12 protein-coding genes and 2 pseudogenes are annotated in these 16187 nt (G+C 67.5%); 4 read left to right on the top strand and 10 right to left on the bottom strand.

Translation table 11 applies throughout. The features are described 5' to 3' along the window. Positions 1-64: 64 nt before the first annotated feature. The 3 genes and pseudogenes from DL544_RS00235 to DL544_RS00225 form a co-directional block, all read right to left on the bottom strand. Positions 65-550: a DUF3592 domain-containing protein gene (locus DL544_RS00235; protein ID WP_095378490.1), complete on the bottom strand. Its 486-nt coding sequence runs from the start codon at positions 548-550 to the stop codon at positions 65-67. Between the two features lie 118 nt (positions 551-668). Next, positions 669-1310 (bottom strand): DUF3592 domain-containing protein, encoded by a 642-nt coding sequence (locus tag DL544_RS00230; protein WP_176556891.1) that lies wholly within the window; start codon positions 1308-1310, stop codon positions 669-671. Positions 1311-1417: 107 nt separating this feature from the next. Then, positions 1418-3393: pseudogene (locus DL544_RS00225) on the bottom strand (UvrD-helicase domain-containing protein). Positions 3394-3492: 99 nt separating this feature from the next. Here DL544_RS00225 and DL544_RS00220 point away from each other — a divergent pair. Then, on the top strand, positions 3493-4164 hold the full coding sequence (locus DL544_RS00220) for an SEL1-like repeat protein (protein ID WP_005421099.1): 672 nt from the start codon (positions 3493-3495) through the stop codon (positions 4162-4164). 124 nt (positions 4165-4288) lie between these two features. Next, positions 4289-4909 (top strand): thymidine kinase, encoded by a 621-nt coding sequence (locus DL544_RS00215; RefSeq protein WP_005421101.1) that lies wholly within the window; start codon positions 4289-4291, stop codon positions 4907-4909. Positions 4910-5429: 520 nt separating this feature from the next. Here the strand turns inward: DL544_RS00215 and DL544_RS00205 are convergent. From DL544_RS00205 to DL544_RS00190, 4 genes are all read right to left on the bottom strand, one after another. Continuing rightward, positions 5430-7034 (bottom strand): OpgD/OpgG family glucan biosynthesis protein, encoded by a 1605-nt coding sequence (locus tag DL544_RS00205; RefSeq protein ID WP_032954730.1) that lies wholly within the window; start codon positions 7032-7034, stop codon positions 5430-5432. Positions 7035-7139: 105 nt separating this feature from the next. Next, positions 7140-7952: a bifunctional DNA-formamidopyrimidine glycosylase/DNA-(apurinic or apyrimidinic site) lyase gene (gene mutM / locus DL544_RS00200; protein ID WP_005421105.1), complete on the bottom strand. Its 813-nt coding sequence runs from the start codon at positions 7950-7952 to the stop codon at positions 7140-7142. 19 nt (positions 7953-7971) lie between these two features. Further along, positions 7972-8304, bottom strand: coding sequence for an EF-hand domain-containing protein (locus DL544_RS00195; protein WP_005421108.1), 333 nt, complete (start codon positions 8302-8304; stop codon positions 7972-7974). Further along, positions 8301-9503 (bottom strand): DesA family fatty acid desaturase, encoded by a 1203-nt coding sequence (locus DL544_RS00190; RefSeq protein ID WP_072167421.1) that lies wholly within the window; start codon positions 9501-9503, stop codon positions 8301-8303. Before DL544_RS00190 ends, DL544_RS00195 begins: the two co-directional genes overlap by 4 nt. A 186-nt stretch (positions 9504-9689) precedes the next feature. Here DL544_RS00190 and DL544_RS00185 point away from each other — a divergent pair, with 186 nt between their 5' ends. Next, positions 9690-10475 (top strand): ABC transporter ATP-binding protein, encoded by a 786-nt coding sequence (locus DL544_RS00185; RefSeq protein WP_139726558.1) that lies wholly within the window; start codon positions 9690-9692, stop codon positions 10473-10475. A gap of 124 nt (positions 10476-10599) precedes the next feature. Here DL544_RS00185 and DL544_RS00180 read toward each other — a convergent pair whose 3' ends face one another. After that, the gene (locus DL544_RS00180; protein ID WP_139726557.1) at positions 10600-11802 is read right to left on the bottom strand and encodes a DUF4785 domain-containing protein; all 1203 of its coding nucleotides are present in this window, start codon (positions 11800-11802) and stop codon (positions 10600-10602) included. Positions 11803-11813: 11 nt separating this feature from the next. Beyond that, the gene (locus tag DL544_RS00175) at positions 11814-12692 is read right to left on the bottom strand and encodes a hypothetical protein (RefSeq protein WP_070488845.1); all 879 of its coding nucleotides are present in this window, start codon (positions 12690-12692) and stop codon (positions 11814-11816) included. Positions 12693-12952: 260 nt separating this feature from the next. Between DL544_RS00175 and DL544_RS00170 the strand changes: the two genes are divergently transcribed. After that, entirely contained in the window at positions 12953-13792 is an 840-nt protein-coding gene (locus tag DL544_RS00170; RefSeq protein WP_139726556.1) for an acid phosphatase, read from the top strand. Positions 13793-13904: 112 nt separating this feature from the next. Here the strand turns inward: DL544_RS00170 and DL544_RS22260 are convergent. Next, positions 13905-16174, bottom strand: a pseudogene (locus tag DL544_RS22260) (TonB-dependent receptor). Positions 16175-16187: the final 13 nt, after the last annotated feature.

Here is a 16187-nt window from a genome sequence, read left to right as displayed (position 1 = left end):
CCTCGATTTTGCAGCGCCCGCCGTGCAGCACGCTCAGGCCAAGTGGGCCACTACGATGCTCAGCCTAGCCACATGCCCCGTCACGCGGGCCGAACAGGATCGGCCAGTAGCGCACGCACAGGCGATGGACGCATGCGGCGATCAGGCAGAACCCCATGCCCATCAGCGCCAACAGCAGCGGTGCGCCCCAGCGCAATCCCGGGTGCTGGATACGAGCCTTGGAAGGCATGCCGCCGGGATACAGCACCTGTACCTGTTCGCCGACCACGTACAGTGGTGCCCCGGTAGCAAAGGACGCGGTGAACTGAATCATCTGCCCCTGTGCGGTCTGGAACCTCACCACCGGGCGATGCAGGGTGATGTCACGTGCGGGCATCCCCTCCATTTCCGACCGGGCATCCTCTGCCTGGACGGCCACCACCGTTCCGGTTACGGAAACGGCCTTGCGCGCGAAACGCTGGACGTCCACGAACAGCCAGGCGGCGGCCAGAAGGGTCAGCAGGCCCACGGCAAAGAAAAACAGCAAAAAACATCTGAGGAGGGTGGGCATGGTGCTGCCGGGTTGATCGATCAGCGTGCAGGTGCCGGCGCTGATCGAATGAAGGAGGTATCGACATGGTAGTAGCGCGGATTGCCCGGCATGACATGGACATCCAGTTCACGCCCACTCACCTGTGCACGGGGATCGGCCCAGAGATACGCACTGTGGAAGACATGCCATCGAGTGGTTTCAGGATCGCGCCAGGCGCAGACGATGACGAACGGATGCCTTCCCCCGAAAATACTCCGCGATCGCGCTTGATCGCCCGGACCTTGGCTTGCACCCGTGTCCCGTGGCGAAGGAGCTGCCTGCGCCGCCATGCCCTCGCCGCCTGCGGCAGGCGCAGAAGTCCCGCCGCCAGCAGGAATGGGCCGCCGCCCAATCCCAGTATGACGCTCAGGCCCCAGGGTGATGAGAGCGAACGCACCAGGGCCTTGTCCGGGCGGTCCGGCAGGTACAGCACATCTACATGATCGCCCGTCATGTAGGCACGACGGCTGGTACGACCTGCGAAGAACCGCATCACTTGCCCGCTGCTGGTAGTGAAGTCCACCCAGTACAGGAACTTCACCCCTGAAGTGCGCGAACCACCGCGATCAACGCTGACGGCATCCACATGGGTGATCCTGCCATCGGCAATGACCGCCGCATCGAGGAAGCGCCTGGCCCCAACGTAGGCCAGAAGCGCTGAAACAAGCAGGACCAGGCCCAGCCCGACGAAGGTACGGGTGAGAACAGGAGGGATGTCGTTGGACACGATGAAAGACACGGCGCGCACTTCGGGTGCGCTCACACTAGGCCTTAACCCGATGCAGGCTCAAGGCCAGAAGCGTCAATCGGACGGATTGGAATACCACTTTAGTGGCTTTTCGATCCTCAATCGAACAGCGCCTCGATCGCCGCCAACCCCGCGCTCGCCCGTTCCTTCTTCCGCGCCGCATCCGCCACCGGGTCCGCGCCATCGCGCTGGATCTCCTCGGCCGGGATCTCATCGAAGAACCGGCTCGGCTTCAGCCGCACATGCTCGCCGAACTTGCGCGTGAGCTTGCTGTAACTCATCCACAGCTGGATCTTGGCGCGGGTGATGCCCACGTACAGCAGGCGACGTTCTTCCTGCAGGTTGCCCTCGTCCAGGCTGACCTGGTGCGGCAACACGCCGTCCTCGCAGCCGACGATGAACACGTACGGGAATTCCAGGCCCTTGGAGGCGTGCATGGTCATCATGCGCACCTGGTTGCCGCCCTCGTCCTTGTCGCTGCGCGAGAGCAGCGCCAGCTGGCCGGCCAGGTCGGCGGCGGTGGCACCGCGCGGGCCGCCCTCGAACCACTGCGCCAGTTCCTCGATGTTGTTCGCCCGGCGCTGGTAGCTGGCCTCTTCCTTGGCCTGCTGGCGCAGCTCGCTCAGCAACCCCGACTCCTTGGCCACCTTGCGGATCATGTCGCCGGACGTCACCTGGCGCATCTGCGCCCGCAGGTCGCGCAGGATGTCGGTGAAGCGCGCCAGGCTGTTGGCCGCGCGCGGCGGCAACTGCTGCAGGGCGCCGATGGTCTCGGCCACATGCGCCATCGGCATGTCCTTTTCCTGCGCCAGCTCGGCCAGCCTGGCCAGCGTACCGGCACCCACATCGCGCTTGGGCGACTGCACCGCCCGCATGAACGCGGTGTCATCGTCCGGGTTCACCAGCAGCCGCAGCCAGGCCAGCGTGTCCTTCACTTCCTGGCGTTCCAGGAACATCGTGCCGCCGGTCAGGTGGTAGGGGATGCGCAGCAGCTGCATCGCCTTTTCCAGCGGCCGCGACTGGAAGTTGCCACGGAACAGGATGCAGAAATCACTCCACGGCACGTTGCGCGACTGCGCCACGAAGGCGATTTCGGCGGCGACCTTTTCCGCTTCGTGCTCACTGTTGCGGCACTCCCACACGCGGATGCGCTCACCGTCGGCCTGGTCGCTCCACAGCTTCTTCAGGTGTTCGTGCGGGTTGTTGGCGATCAGCGCATTGGCTGCACGCAGCACGCGGTTGGAGCAGCGGTAGTTCTGCTCCAGCTTGATGATTTCCAGCGTGGGGTAGTCACGCCCCATCTGCTGCAGGTTCTCCGGGTTGGCGCCACGCCAGGCGTAGATCGACTGGTCATCGTCTCCCACGCAGGTGAAATTGCCCTTCTCACCAGCCAGCTGCTTGAGCAGGCGGTATTGCGCGTCGTTGGTGTCCTGGCATTCGTCCACCAGCAGGTAGCCGATGCGCTCGCGCCAGGCCAGGGCGATCTCGGGGTTCTCTTCCAGGATCTGCACCGGCAGGCGGATCAGGTCATCGAAATCGACCGCATTGAACGCGGTCAGCCGCAGCTGGTAGCGCTCGTAGACGCTGGCCGCTTCCTTCTCGCGGTTGCTGCGTGCGGCGGCCATCGCCTGCTCGGGCGACAGCCCGGCGTTCTTCGCGCGCGACACCAGGTTCTTCATGTCCTCGATGTCATCGGGCTTGGCGCCGTGCATCAGGTCCTTGATCTGCGCGGCGGCATCATCGGCATCGAAGATGGAGAAGCCGCGCTTCAGGCCCACGGCGGCATGTTCGATCTGCAGGAACTTCAGGCCCAGCGCATGGAAGGTGCAGATGGTCGCCTCGTCGGCGTCCTGCTCGCGCAGGCGCTTGGCCACGCGCTCGCGCATTTCCTTGGCCGATTTGTTGGTGAAGGTGATCGCCGCGATGCGGCGCGCCGGATAGCGGCCACTGCCGATCAGGTGGGCGATCTTCTCCACGATCACCCGCGTCTTGCCGCTGCCGGCGCCGGCGAGCACCAGCAAGGGGCCTTCGATGTGCAGGACGGCGGCGGCTTGGGGGGATTGAGACCGTGCATGGGGACAGGATTGTAGCGGGGTGCCGGCGGGCCGACCTGACTTGCATGACGCCTGGCCCTAAGGTATTGAGTCGACTCCGGAACACAGGAGCGTGGTCCATGTCCTTGAACATCATCGCCCGCCCGCTGGTGGCTACCCTGCTGGGCCTGCTGGCCGTGCCTGCGGCCGGGTCCAGCCCGGCACCGCCTGCCGACGCCTATGAAACGATCGTGCTGCAGTCGCACGAGTTCCTCGTCTACCATCCGGACCTGCGCTTCCGTGGGCTCGGCATGCAGGCCCGCGAGCGGGGCCGCCACGAAGAGGCCCGCAACGACTTCCGCAATGCCGCGCGCTACGGCGACAAGCTCTCACAGGCAGCGCTGGCCGACATGCTCTGGAACGGGCAGGGCGGTCCGGTCGACCGCGCCCTGGGCTATGCATGGATGGACCTGGCGGCCGAGCGCGGCACCGAGTGGCTGGTGGTACAGCGCGAACGCTTCTGGGAGGCGCTGTCCGCCGACGAGCGCGAGCGCGCGGTACGCGAGGGCCGCGCGCTGTATGCCGAGTTCGGCGACCCGGCCGCGACGCCGCGGCTGGAACGTGAACTGCGGGCCGGCAGCATGCGGCAGACCGGCAGCCGCGCCGGCTGGAACGGCGCCATGCGCAGCCAGGGCCGTGGCGATGCGGGGGCCCGTGTGCTGCAACCGGAAAAGCACCAGTTGGCGCGCTACTGGGACCCGGTGGCCTACCGGCAATGGCAGGACGAGGAGCTGGCCAGATCGGGGCGATGAGCCACGCCTGCCAGGCCATCGTTGCCTCGGCGCTGCTGGCACCGGGGTACGCGACAGCCGGCACGTGATCGCCCGGCCACGGCCGATCCGCGACGGCGGGCCGGGTGGCGACTAGAATTGGCCGATGGCCAAGCTCTACTTCTACTACTCGGCGATGAACGCCGGCAAGACCACCACCCTGCTGCAGAGCGCGCACAACTACCGCGAGCGCGGCATGCGGGTGGCGATCCTGACCCCACGCCTGGACGATCGTGCCGGCGCCGGCGTGGTTGCCTCGCGGATCGGCCTGCGCGCTGACGGCATGGCCTTCGACCGCGATACCGACCTGCAGCGCTGGGTGGAGCAGGATCTGGCAGCCAACGGCCCGATGGGCTGCGTGCTGGTGGACGAGGCGCAGTTCCTGACCCGCGCCCAGGTCTGGCAGCTCAGTGAGGTGGTCGACCAGCTGCGCATTCCGGTGCTGTGCTACGGCCTTCGTACCGACTTCCGCGGCGAGCTGTTCGAAGGCAGCCAGTACCTGCTGGCCTGGGCCGACGAGATGCAGGAGATCAAGACCATCTGCCACAGCGGCAAGAAGGCGACGATGACCGTGCGCGTGGACGAGCATGGCCACGCCGTGCAGGACGGCCCGCAGGTGGAGATCGGTGGCAACGAGCGCTACGTGTCGGTCAGCCGTGCCGAGTTCAAGAAGATCACCCGCGGCGAAGGCCGGATCGATCCGGCGCAGGCGCCCCTGCCGCTGTAAGGGGTGTTCTTTTGCAGGGCTTGCAGCCCTGCACCTGCTTCAAGCCGAAGCAACGGCAACAGCGGGCATTCCGTGGAATGGCGGGGCGGTGTCGGAGTGCGGGGACGCTGCAAGTACGTCCCTGTAAGCTTGGCAGCCGCATCCATGCGGCTGACACCCCGCACTCCGACACCGCCCCACCTCTGACACAATCCCGCAGCTGTTGGTGGGTGTCGACCTTGGTCGACACATCTGTCAGATATCGAATGAAATTCCGGGGTCAGATCCGTTTTCCTTCGGAAAACGGATCTGACCCCATGAGCTGTTCCGACAGATCGCGGAGGTCTGTCGAAGGCGGGGTGGGTCCGGTTGCGGGGGCGTGAGCGCCATGGATGGCGCGACCGAGGCTACATGGACGTATTTACGCCGTCCCCCTCAACCGGACCCACCCCGCCTTCCTACAGGAAACCAGCTTCTGCCGTTGCTTCGGCTCTGGCCTCTGCAGGTGCAGGGCTGCAAGCCCTGCAAACCCAATCCCCACTTAGTACAGCGTGCGCTCCGGCGCACCGGCCGGCGGCGGGGTGTACTGGTACAGCCAGGTCTCGGTGAGGGTCTTGCCACCACTGCGCAGGAACAGGCGGATGTCGATCTGCTCGGTACTGCCTTCCGGCGGCACCAGGTCGAACATCGCGCGATAGCCGTTGATCTCGCGCAGCGGGCGCGCCGACACGATCTCGACCCGGCCACGGCTGGCTTCCACCACCGCTTCGACCTCGGCCTTGTCGATCAGCCTGGCCAGTTCGCCACCTTCGAAGTCCACCGCGAAGCGCCAGCTGAAGTACTCACGCTTCTTGCCGACCACACCGCCCAGGCCGGTGCGGCTGGCCACGCAGTGCGCCAGCGGCGGGCGCGCCGGCGGTTCGGCGCCCCAGTACAAGCGGTAGCCGACCAGCAGCTCCTGGCCCGGCTGCGGCTTTTCCTTCGGGTTCCAGAACGCCACGATGTTGTCGAACGTCTCGTCCACGGTGGGAATCTCCACCAGCTGCACCGAGCCCTCGCCCCATTCGCCCTTCGGCTCCACCCACAGGCACGGGCGCTTCTCGTAGAACACGCCGTCGTCCTGGTAATGGTCGAAGTTGCGGTCGCGTTGCAGCAGGCCGAAGCCGCGCGGGTTGCGGTCCACGAACATGTTGAAGCGCAGGTTGCGCGGGTTCAGCAGCGGGCGCCAGATCCATTCGCCGGCACCGGTCCACAGCGACAGGCCATCGGTATCGTGGATCTCCGGGCGCCAGTCCCAGCCCATGCGGCGGTCGTTCTCGCCCACCTGGTACATGCTGGTGCACGGGGCGATGCCCAACCGCTCGATCGCCTTGCGCGGGTACAGCGCGCTGTCGATGTCCATCAGCAGCACGTCACCGTTGGTGATCGCGAAGCGATAGGCACCGGCCACGCTGGGCGAATCCAGCAGGCCATAGACCACGATCGTCTCCGAATCAGCCGACGGCTGTTCCAGGTAGTAGGCGATGAAATCCGGGAATTCCTCCGGCTTGCCCATGCCGGTGTCGATCGCCAGGCCACGCGCGGACTGGCCGTACTGGCCTTCCTTGCCGACCGCGCGGAAGTAGCTGGCGCCCAGGAAGGCGGCGAAGTCGCGGTCGGTGTCCTTGCGGGTGTTCAGGCGGAACCCGGCGAAGCCCAGATCGGCCGGCAGCTCGCCATCCTTGATGCCGCTCTTGCCGTAGTTGAACGCCGCGCCGTCATACGCCAGTTCCTGCGCCTTGCCGTCGACCACGTCGAACATGCGCACCGGCGAATGGAAGTACAGGCCCAGGTGGAAGAACTTGGCCTGGAACTTGCCGGGCTGGTCGGCCCACAGCGCATGGTCCTGGCGGTAGCCAATCGACTGGTACTGGTCCCAGTCCAGGCCTTCCAGGCGGCCCGGCAGCACCCGCTTGTGGCTCTTGTAGGGTGCCTGTGCCAGCGCGCGCGCCTGGCCCTTCAGGGTGGCGAAGTCGAACGGCTGCGGTTGGCCGAGGCGGCGCAGGCCCATCTGGCCGCTCCTGCTGGCCGCGCACGCGGGCAGGGACGGAAGGCCGAATGCAGCCAGGGCGAGGGAGGCATTGCGGATGAAGTCGCGTCGTTGCATGCAGGCGCGTCAGGCACAGGGAGGAAGGTCGGCCATCATAGGCAGACAAACGTTAACGGGCAGCGGAGACGCGCCCTGCCCGTTCAGCTGCCGCTGGTCGCCGGCTCAGCGCTGGCAGTGGCTGCACCAGACGCTGGCGCGCTGGCCGATGGTGGCGTGCTTCAGCGCGCGCCCGCAGTTCGGGCACGGCAACCCGTCGCGGCCGTACACCAGCAGCTCCTGCTCGAAGTAGCCCGGCGCACCGTCGGGGCTGATGAAATCGCGCAGGGTGGTGCCGCCGCGGGTGATGGCGTAGCCCAGGATCTCCTTCACCGCGTCGGCCAGCCGCTGGTAGCGTTCTCGCGAGATCTTTCCTGCCTCGCGCAACGGGCTGATGCCGGCCTTGAACAGGCTCTCGGCGGCGTAGATGTTGCCCACGCCCACCACCACCGCCTGGTCCATCAGGAAGGTCTTCACCGGCGCGCTGCGGCCCCGGCTGCGGGCGAACAGGTAGTCGCCGTCGAACGCGTCGTCCAGTGGCTCCGGGCCCAGCCCCTGCAGCAGCGGGTGGATCTCCCCAGCCGGCTGCCAGAGCAGGCTGCCGAAGCGGCGCGGGTCGTTGAAGCGCAGCAGGCGGCCGTTGTCCAGGCTGATGTCGACGTGGTCATGCGCCCGCAGCGGGGTATCACCGGGCAGCACGCGCAGGCTGCCGGACATGCCCAGGTGCAGCACGGCGCTGCCGATGGCGGTATCCAGCAGCAGGTACTTGGCGCGCCGGCGGATGTCCTCGATGCGCTGCCCCGGCAGCAGCTCGGCCACTTCCGGTGGAATCGGCCAGCGCAGGTCGGCGCGGCGCAGGATCACGCCATGCACGCGCCGGCCCTGCAGGTGCGGCGCCAGGCCGCGGCGGGTGGTTTCGACTTCGGGCAGTTCAGGCATGGGGCGATTCTACGCCCGCTCAACGCGGCGGCGCGGACAGCTCGCGGGCATCCAGGAAGCCATCACCGTTGGCATCCTGCTTGTGGAAGCGCTGCACGATCACCTGCCGCTGCTGCTCGCGGCGGATTGCCCTGCCCTTGCCGCCGGGCAGCTCGTCGGCGCTCAGCACGCCATCACCGTTGCGGTCCATGCGATCGAAGGCATACAGCATCCACTGTACGTACTCGGCCTCGCTGACCCTGCCGTCGCCATCGCTGTCCATCCGCTGCAGATAGCTGGCGGTGTCGGTGACCTGGGCCAGCGCCGCACCCGGCAGCAGCGCCGCCAGCAGAAGCCCGTACCCTGCCCTCACGCGCCCACCAGGCTGTAGCCCTTCAACCGTGCGGCGTAGGCCTGCAACGCCGCGATACCGCTTTCCTCGGCCTCCCGGCACCACGCCTGCAGCTGATGCAGGCGCTCGGCGGCGTCGTGGCCACGGGCTTCCAGCAGCGCAGCCAATCGCCCGCGGTACTCGACCAGGGTGCGGATGCGCGGCCGCTGCGCCACCCATGCGCTGAGCTGGGCGCGGCTGTCCGGCTTCAGCCAGCGGCCATCGTTGACCAGGCCACGGCGCAACCGGCGTGGCAGCAGGCGGCGCAGCTTGGCCCCGGCCTGCGCGGCCTCCTCGCGCAGGGCCGGCATGAACACGTTGCGCTGGTAATCGGTCATCGCCTGGAAGCGGTGCGACAGCAGCGCCTTCAGCGTTTCGGCATCGGGCACGGCGATGTTCGGGCGCACGTCCATGGCCGGCGCCACCCGCAGCACCCTGGCCAGGCGCAGCGCCTGCAGCAGGCGGATCGCACTCCAGCCGATATCGAACTCCCAGCGCCGCATCGCGAAGCGCGCCGAACTGGGGAAGGCATGGTGGTTGTTGTGCAGCTCCTCGCCACCGATCCAGAACCCCCACGGCGTGAGATTGGTGGAGGTATCGGCCGACTCGTAGTTGCGGTACCCCCACCAGTGGCCCAGGCCATTGACTACGCCCGCCGCCCAGAACGGGATCCACGCCATCTGGATCGCCCACAGCGCCACGCCGGGCAGGCCGAACAGCACACTGTTGATCGCCAGCAGCACTACCGGCCCCAGCGTGGCGTGCGGGGTATACAGGTGGCGCTCGATCGCGTCGTCCGGCGTGCCGCGCCCGTACTGCTCGATGTCCGCGCGCATGCCGCGCGCTTCGCGGTACAGCTCCACGCCATGCCAGAACACCTTGCCGATGCCGCGGGTGACCGGGCTGTGCGGATCGTCCTCGGTCTCCACCTTGGCGTGGTGCTTGCGATGGATGGCCACCCACTCGCGGGTGATCATCGACGTGGTCAGCCACAGCCAGAAGCGGAACACGTGCGCCAGCGCCGGATGGAAATCGACCCCGCGATGGGCCTGGCTGCGGTGCAGGTACAGGGTTACCGAGAAGATGGTGATCTGGGTGAAGACCAGCAACACCGCCAGCATGGCCCACCCTCCCAGGCCGAGCACACCACCGGTCAACAGGGACATCAGGGCATCAGACATGGCAGCTCTCCGGATCGACGCGGGGATGGCAGACATGATGGGCGCTTGCGTTGCAAACTGCATCCCTGCGGCGATGTATCGCATCGCCATCCGTGGCACCGTTCACAGTTGGGGACCTGAGTTGTCGAGCCTTGATCCACGCGCCAGCACCATGACTGCCGCCCGCCCGTTGCGGAGCTGCCCCCCTTGATCGAACTGGACCGCGCCACCGTGGTGCGCGGCCAGGTGAAGGTGCTGCACGGGCTCAGCCTGCGCATCGCGCAGGGCCAGCACACCGCCCTGCTCGGCCCCAACGGCTGCGGCAAGTCGACCTTCATCAAGCTGATCACCCGCGAGCTGTACCCGCTGGCGCAGGTCGACGGCTCCGTGGCGGTAAGGGTGCTGGGGCAGAACCGCTGGCAGGTGGACCGGCTGCGATCGCAGCTCGGCATCGTCACCGGCGATCTCAGCAGCAATCTGGCCGACATGCCGGGCCTGACCGTGGAACAGGCAGTGCTGTCCGGCTTCTTCGCCAGCTACGTGGTGCCGGCCTTCCGCGAAGTGACCGCCGATATGCGCGCACGTGTGGGCGAGACACTGGCGATGACCGGCGCCCTGTCCCTGCGCGACCGCGCCTACGCCGAGTTGTCCGCTGGCGAGACCCGCCGCGTGCTGATCGCCCGCGCGCTGGTCAACCGGCCGCAGGCACTGCTGCTGGACGAACCCTCCACCGGGCTGGACCTGGTCGCCCGCGAGCAGCTGGTGGCGACCATGCGGGTGCTGGCGCAGCAGGGCATCACCCTGGTGCTGGTGACCCACCACATCGAAGAGATCATTCCCGAGATCGAGCGCGTGGTACTGCTGCGCGATGGCCGCGTGCTGGCCGACGGCACCCGCGCCGAGCTGCTGCGCAACGAACCGCTGTCTGCGGTGTTCGGCGGCGCGATCACCGTCTGCGAGCAGGAAGGCCGGCTGACCGCATACGCGGGGTGATCGGCATGCCGTTGTAGAGCCGAGCCGATGCTCGGCTGCTCCTGATCACGGCAAACGGCCGCCGAGCATGGGCTCGCCTCTACACAGGAGCAGCGGGCCGGACCCCGGCCCGCTGCACGCAACCTCAGAACCGCAACGCCAGCGCGCGCGACTCGATCGGTGCCATCCGGCTCTGGTCCTGCAGCTGCAGGTCGCGCAGCTCGTACGGTGCGCCAAAACCGGCCGGCAACGCGGCCTCGCCGAACGGCAGCACCAGCTGGCCGGCGCCTGGGCCATCGAACCACGCGGCTGCATGTGCCTGCGCGACCGGCTTCATCCGGCCATCGCGGGCCGTGGCATACAGCGTGCCGCGTGCCTCGTAGCGGCCTGCCGCAGCCACCTGCAGCGGCAGCGCCACCTGGCGGCTGGACGGGTCCGGTGCTGCCTGGCCACTGAAACGCGCGGTCGGCCGTGCCACCGCGAAGGCCACCTTGCCATCGCGCAGCACGCCATCGGCCTGGGCGAACACCTGCAGCTCCCACAGCCCCTGCACGGTGCCGATGTCGGTCGGGATCCGCACCTGCGCGCGCAGGCTGCCATCGGTGGTGCGCAGCAGGCGCTGCGGCCAGCTGCGGCTATCCGGTGCGACCAGCAGGGCTTCACCCCCCAGGCCGCCACGACGCGATGCCAGCTGCGCGGTGGTGGCGCCGTCTTCCAGCAGGCGTGCCTGCAGCTGCACGTTGCCACCGGCCAGCACCTGCGCCTGGTTGGCCTGCACTTCCAACCGCAGCGGGCTGTTCGGCTCCAGCACCTGCACCACATAGCGGCCCTGCGCCTGCGTGCTCTGCAGGGTGTACGCACCGGCGGCACTGGTCGCGCCGGTGCGCAGCATGCTGCTGCCATCACTCACCGGCATGCCGGCATCCTGAAGCGCGCGCGCATCGACACTGCGGGCCACGCTGCTGCGGCCAGCCGGGTCGCGCACCTGCAGGGTATTGGCCGGCAGCGCGCGGGCTCCTGCGGCCGGACTCAGCTGGATCACCGCATCGGGCGCCGTCAGCGGCAGGTCCAGGCCGCGCTGCAGCTGCGTGCCATCGACCTGCTGCCAGTAACTGCGGCTGACCGAGGCATATGGCGTGGCCGCCTGCAGCGGCTGCGCCGGGTCCAGCGCCCAGGCAAACGACAACGGCGCGTGTTCGCTTTCATCGGCAGGCAGCGGCGCGGCCACCAATGCGGCAGGCACCTGATCGCCCGCGCGGGCCGCCTGCAGAGGCTGCGCGGCCTTCGCGGCGGAAAGGGACAGTACTGCCAGCACCGCACTGGCCAGCAGGGTGGAATGGGGCGTCATGGTCATCTCCCTCACTGGGTCAGGTCGTTGCGCAGCAGGGTGCCGAGGCCGAAGCACTCGCGCCGGCTCTGGTTGTGGCTGAGCGGTTCTGCGCCCTGGGTGCGCGCTTTGTCGGTGAACCAGGTGGTACCGGCCGCCTTCTGGCTGCTGCACTCCAGGAAGCCATCGGAGCAGGACGACAACCAGTTCTGGGTGAACTCCAGGCCAACGTTGGCGGCATAGCCACCGCAGTAGCTGTTGCTGTCCCACACCGCCGATTCCACGTCACTGCCGACCACCGCGCGGAACGGCCTGGGCAACGCCGGGCGACCGGCAGTGCCGTACAGGTTCTGCGCGTTGTAGGTGGCCATGCTGGCCACCTGCTGCTGGCGTACCGCGTCGTTCTTGTAGCCCAGCAGCCAGCCCAGTGACGTTTCGAAGGTATTGCCGTTGAGCACCGCATCGGCCAGTGGCGTGCCCGCCGAAGACGGTGCCAGTGCGTTGACCTTGCGCACCGTGCGGATGATCTTCGGATAGCGGCTGTCGTACGTCGGATTGGACAGGATCCAGCGCATCACGTTGCCGCCGTTGGAATGGGTAATCACCACCAGCTGGGTGATGCCTCGGCTGTCGATGAAACTGGTCAGCTGGTTGGCCAGGCAGCCGGCGGCCTCCGGTTTCCACATGTACTGGGTGAAGTCACAGTTGATGACCACATAGTTGCTGCTGTTCGGCAGGCCCTGGCGCACGGTGTCGATGATCGCCGGCTGCCAGTAGTCCTGGGTGGCATTGGTCTGCGCGCCGGTGCCATGCACGAAGGCCACGCCGACCACGTCGGCGGCCTGCGCCGGTGCTGCTGCCAGCCCCAGAAGCAGGGCCAGGACGGTACTTCCTGTTGCGGTGCTGCGCATCGCTTCTCTCCCTCTGTCTTCGGATCCCCCGACCCGGCTGGAACTGGACGGCCCCTGGTGCCTGCCGATGTGCCGATGCTCACGGTGCGGCCGCGTGAAAGTCCGTGCGCTGCGCCCGGATTCAGCAGACTGGCACCCTTCGATGACGTTCTTCATCTCCTGTGATGACCATGCCGGGTCTGGCCGTATGACCGATGGCCACTGCGGTGCCGCGCACGGGCTGCGATCATGACGCGATGTTTTTCCTCCGGAGCCCGTCCATGTCGCTGATTTCCCACCCTGCCCGCCCGCTGCTCGGCCTCGCCGTTGCCGTGGCCCTGGCCGGCTGTGCTGCCACGGCCACCAAGCCGACCGCCGTCGAAGCCAACATCACCACCAAGGCCGTGGGCTATCTGGACAAGAGCGCTGTTCCGGCCAGCCTCGATCTGGTGCCGGCACCGCCGGTGGCCGGTTCGGCCGCCCTCGCCCTGGACGAACAGGTCAGCCGTGAAGCCCGCGCGCTGCGAGGCAGCCCGCGTTTCGCCCAGGCCAGCATCGATGCGGAACTCGGCTTCCCCGAAGGTGCAAACCACTTCTCCTGCGCCGCCGACATCGACGTCGATGCGGTGAAGACTCCGGCGCTGTATCGACTGCTGGAGCGCAGCCGGATCGACGCCAGCGCCGCTACCAAGGCAGCCAAGAACCACTACCAGCGCCCGCGCCCGTTCATGGTCAACGGTGAGCCGACCTGCTCGCCGAAGGACGAGGATGGCCTGCGCAAGAATGGTTCCTATCCATCCGGCCACACCTCGATCGGCTGGGCCTGGGCACTGATCCTGTCGGAGATCGTGCCGGACCGCGCCGATGCCATCCAGGCCCGCGGCCGCAACTACGGCGAGAGCCGCCTGGTATGCAACGTGCACTGGCAGAGCGACATCCTCGAAGGCCGCTTCATGGGTGCCGCCGCCGTGGCCCGCCTGCACGACAACGCCGCGTTCAACAAGGACCTGCTGGCCGCACGCAAGGAGATCGCTGCCGCGCGCACGGCCGGCCTGCACTCCAGCCGCGACTGCACCACCGAGAACGCGGTACTGAAGGTGCGTCCGCAGAGCGCGCTGTAGGCGCCTGCGCGATCGGTCATTGCCGGCCAGCGGCCGGCACTACCGGTGGGTGCGAAGCAGAAGGGCCGGCATTGCGCCGGCCCTTCTTCATTGCACTACCGCAGCGACCGCATCAGAACTTCGCGGTGAACTCCACGCCCCAGGTGCGCGGCTCGTTGAGGAAGCCGGTCAGGTTGTTGAAGTCGATCGCACCGACCACGCGGGTCTGGTTGGTCAGGTTGCGGCCGAACACCGCCACGTCGTACTGGCCATACTCCCAGTTGTAGCCCAGGCGCAGGCCGCCTTCCAGCGAACTACGGCCGCGGAATTCCGGCGACTCGTAGATGAAGAAGTTCACCGCGCTGCGGTAGGCCCAGTCGGTGTAGGCGTACAGCTCGCTGCCATCGCTGAGCGGGAAGCCCACGCGCAGGGTCGCGTTGTGGATCCACTTCGGCGCCTGCGGCAGCGGGTTGCCGTTCACCAGCGCGTAGGTCTGGCCGTTGATCACCGTGGTCGGGTCGGTGATGGTGCAGCCGCCGCCGCAGATCGCCACCGCCAGGTTCTTGTCATTGATCTCGGTGTCGTTGTAGCTGCTGCCAAAGGTCAGCAGGACGTTGTCGGCCAGGTAGGCCTCCAGGTCCAGCTCGACGCCCTGGCCGATGGTCTTGTCGGCGTTGAGCAGGGTGGCGGTGTTGTTGGAACCGCCCACGGCGATCAGCTGCTGGCCATCGACGTCGTAGCGGAACACGCTCAGGCCCAGGCGCGCGCGGCGCTCGAACAGGTCGGCCTTGATGCCGGCCTCGTACGAGATGACCTTCTCCGAATCGGCCTGCGACAGACCCGGCGCAAAGGCCAGGCGGCCCTGGATCGACGGCGCGCGGAAGCCCTTGGCCACGCGGGCGTAGGCGTTGATGTCGTCGGTGAGCTTGTAGACGCCGCTCAGGTCCCAGCTGACGTCGTTGACGTCGGTGTTGGCCAGGTACGGGCCACTGACCGGGGTGCCGAACGGAACCGCCTGCAGCACGCTGGCGCTGAAGTCCTTCTTGTCCTGGGTGTAGCGCACGCCGGCACGCAGCTTGAAGCGGTCGGTGACGTCGAAGTCACCCGAGGCGAACACTGCCCAGGCCTTGTTGCGCTGGTTCTGCACCACGTGGCCGGTCTGCGGATTGCCCGGGGCCAGCGAGTCGTAGTTGAAGTTGTTGATGGTCACGTCTTCATCGAAGTAGAAGACGCCGGCCTGCCAGTCGAAGCGGCCCCACTCGTTGGACTCGACGCGGAATTCCTGCGTCCACTGGCGATGGTGCGGCAGGCCATCAGCCGACTCCGAGGAGAACGGAATCAGGCCCGGGCCGTAGTTGCCGGCACCGAGGAAGGCCGCACCGTAGCCACCGTCGATGTCACCGCGGTTGAGCGATTCGGCGGTCTCGTAGCCGGTGATCGAGTGCAGGGTCACCGAGCCGAGGTTCCACTGCAGGCGCGCGCTGCCCCCCAGGTCTCCAGGTCGGAGAAGTTGACGCCGTCGTTGGCCACCTTGTCGCGGTCGAAGTTCTCGACCAGCGAATTGCCACCCTTCTGGATGATGTTGGCGCGGAACAGGCGGGCGGTGCCGTTGAGCTTGCGCTTGTGCAGGTTGAACAGCGCTTCGAAGTCATCGCCTTCGTACAGGAACTGCACGCGGCCTGCCGCTTCGTCATAGCCTTCGAAGCCGCTGTTGGGCGCGCCCACACGGGTGTTGTCGACCCAGTCGTCACGACGCTGGTAGATCGCCGAGACGCGCGCCGACCAGCGGTCGGTCAGCGGGCCGCCGTAGGCGCCCTGCACGTTCCAGCTGTTGTAGCTGCCATAGCCGACGCGGAGGTAGCCATCGGCATCCTGCGACGGGCGCGCCGAGTCGAACTTGACCACGCCGGCCGGCGTGTTGCGGCCGAACAGGGTGCCCTGCGGGCCACGCAGCACTTCCACGTTGGCCAGGTCGAACAGCGGGAAGCCCTTCAGCAGCGGGCTTTCCTGCACGACGTCGTCGTATACCAGCGACACCGGCTGCGAGGCATTGAGATCGAAATCGGTGTTGCCCAGGCCGCGGATGTAGAAGCGCGGGAAGGCACGACCGTAGGACGACTCGATGTTGAGGCTCGGCACGCGTGCGGCCAGGAAGCGGATGTCATCGCCGGCCGAACCGAGCACATCCAGCTTCTCGCCCTGGATCGCGCTGACTGCGACCGGTACGTCCTTGGCGTTCTCGACACGGCGCTGCGCGGTTACCTGCAGGGTGTCGAGGGCAACCGGATCCTTGGCGGCAGGGGTTTCCTGGGCGGCTGCTACCAGCGGCAGCAGGGCGGAAAGAGCGGCAACGAGAGGGCGCGCGACCGGGAAGCGGCCACGGGAAGTGCGGGTCGGGGACATGGCGGTAGGCTGT

It is taken from the genome of Stenotrophomonas sp. pho (genome assembly GCF_006228405.1).
Classification (GTDB): Bacteria; Pseudomonadota; Gammaproteobacteria; order Xanthomonadales; family Xanthomonadaceae; genus Stenotrophomonas; species Stenotrophomonas sepilia.
The sequence above is the reverse complement of the archived record's forward strand: the minus strand, read 5'-3'. Positions and strand labels throughout refer to the sequence as shown.

What these genes read in the sequence shown, in the direction of transcription:
- DL544_RS00235 (WP_095378490.1), bottom strand. Translation starts at nt 550, where the DNA reads ATGCCCACCCTCCTCAGATGTTTTTTGCTGTTTTTCTTTGCCGTGGGC.
- DL544_RS00220 (WP_005421099.1), top strand. Translation starts at nt 3,493, where the DNA reads ATGTCCTTGAACATCATCGCCCGCCCGCTGGTGGCTACCCTGCTGGGC.
- DL544_RS00215 (WP_005421101.1), top strand. Translation starts at nt 4,289, where the DNA reads ATGGCCAAGCTCTACTTCTACTACTCGGCGATGAACGCCGGCAAGACC.
- DL544_RS00205 (WP_032954730.1), bottom strand. Translation starts at nt 7,034, where the DNA reads ATGCAACGACGCGACTTCATCCGCAATGCCTCCCTCGCCCTGGCTGCA.
- mutM (WP_005421105.1), bottom strand. Translation starts at nt 7,952, where the DNA reads ATGCCTGAACTGCCCGAAGTCGAAACCACCCGCCGCGGCCTGGCGCCG.
- DL544_RS00190 (WP_072167421.1), bottom strand. Translation starts at nt 9,503, where the DNA reads ATGTCTGATGCCCTGATGTCCCTGTTGACCGGTGGTGTGCTCGGCCTG.
- DL544_RS00180 (WP_139726557.1), bottom strand. Translation starts at nt 11,802, where the DNA reads ATGACGCCCCATTCCACCCTGCTGGCCAGTGCGGTGCTGGCAGTACTG.
- DL544_RS00175 (WP_070488845.1), bottom strand. Translation starts at nt 12,692, where the DNA reads ATGCGCAGCACCGCAACAGGAAGTACCGTCCTGGCCCTGCTTCTGGGG.
- DL544_RS00170 (WP_139726556.1), top strand. Translation starts at nt 12,953, where the DNA reads ATGTCGCTGATTTCCCACCCTGCCCGCCCGCTGCTCGGCCTCGCCGTT.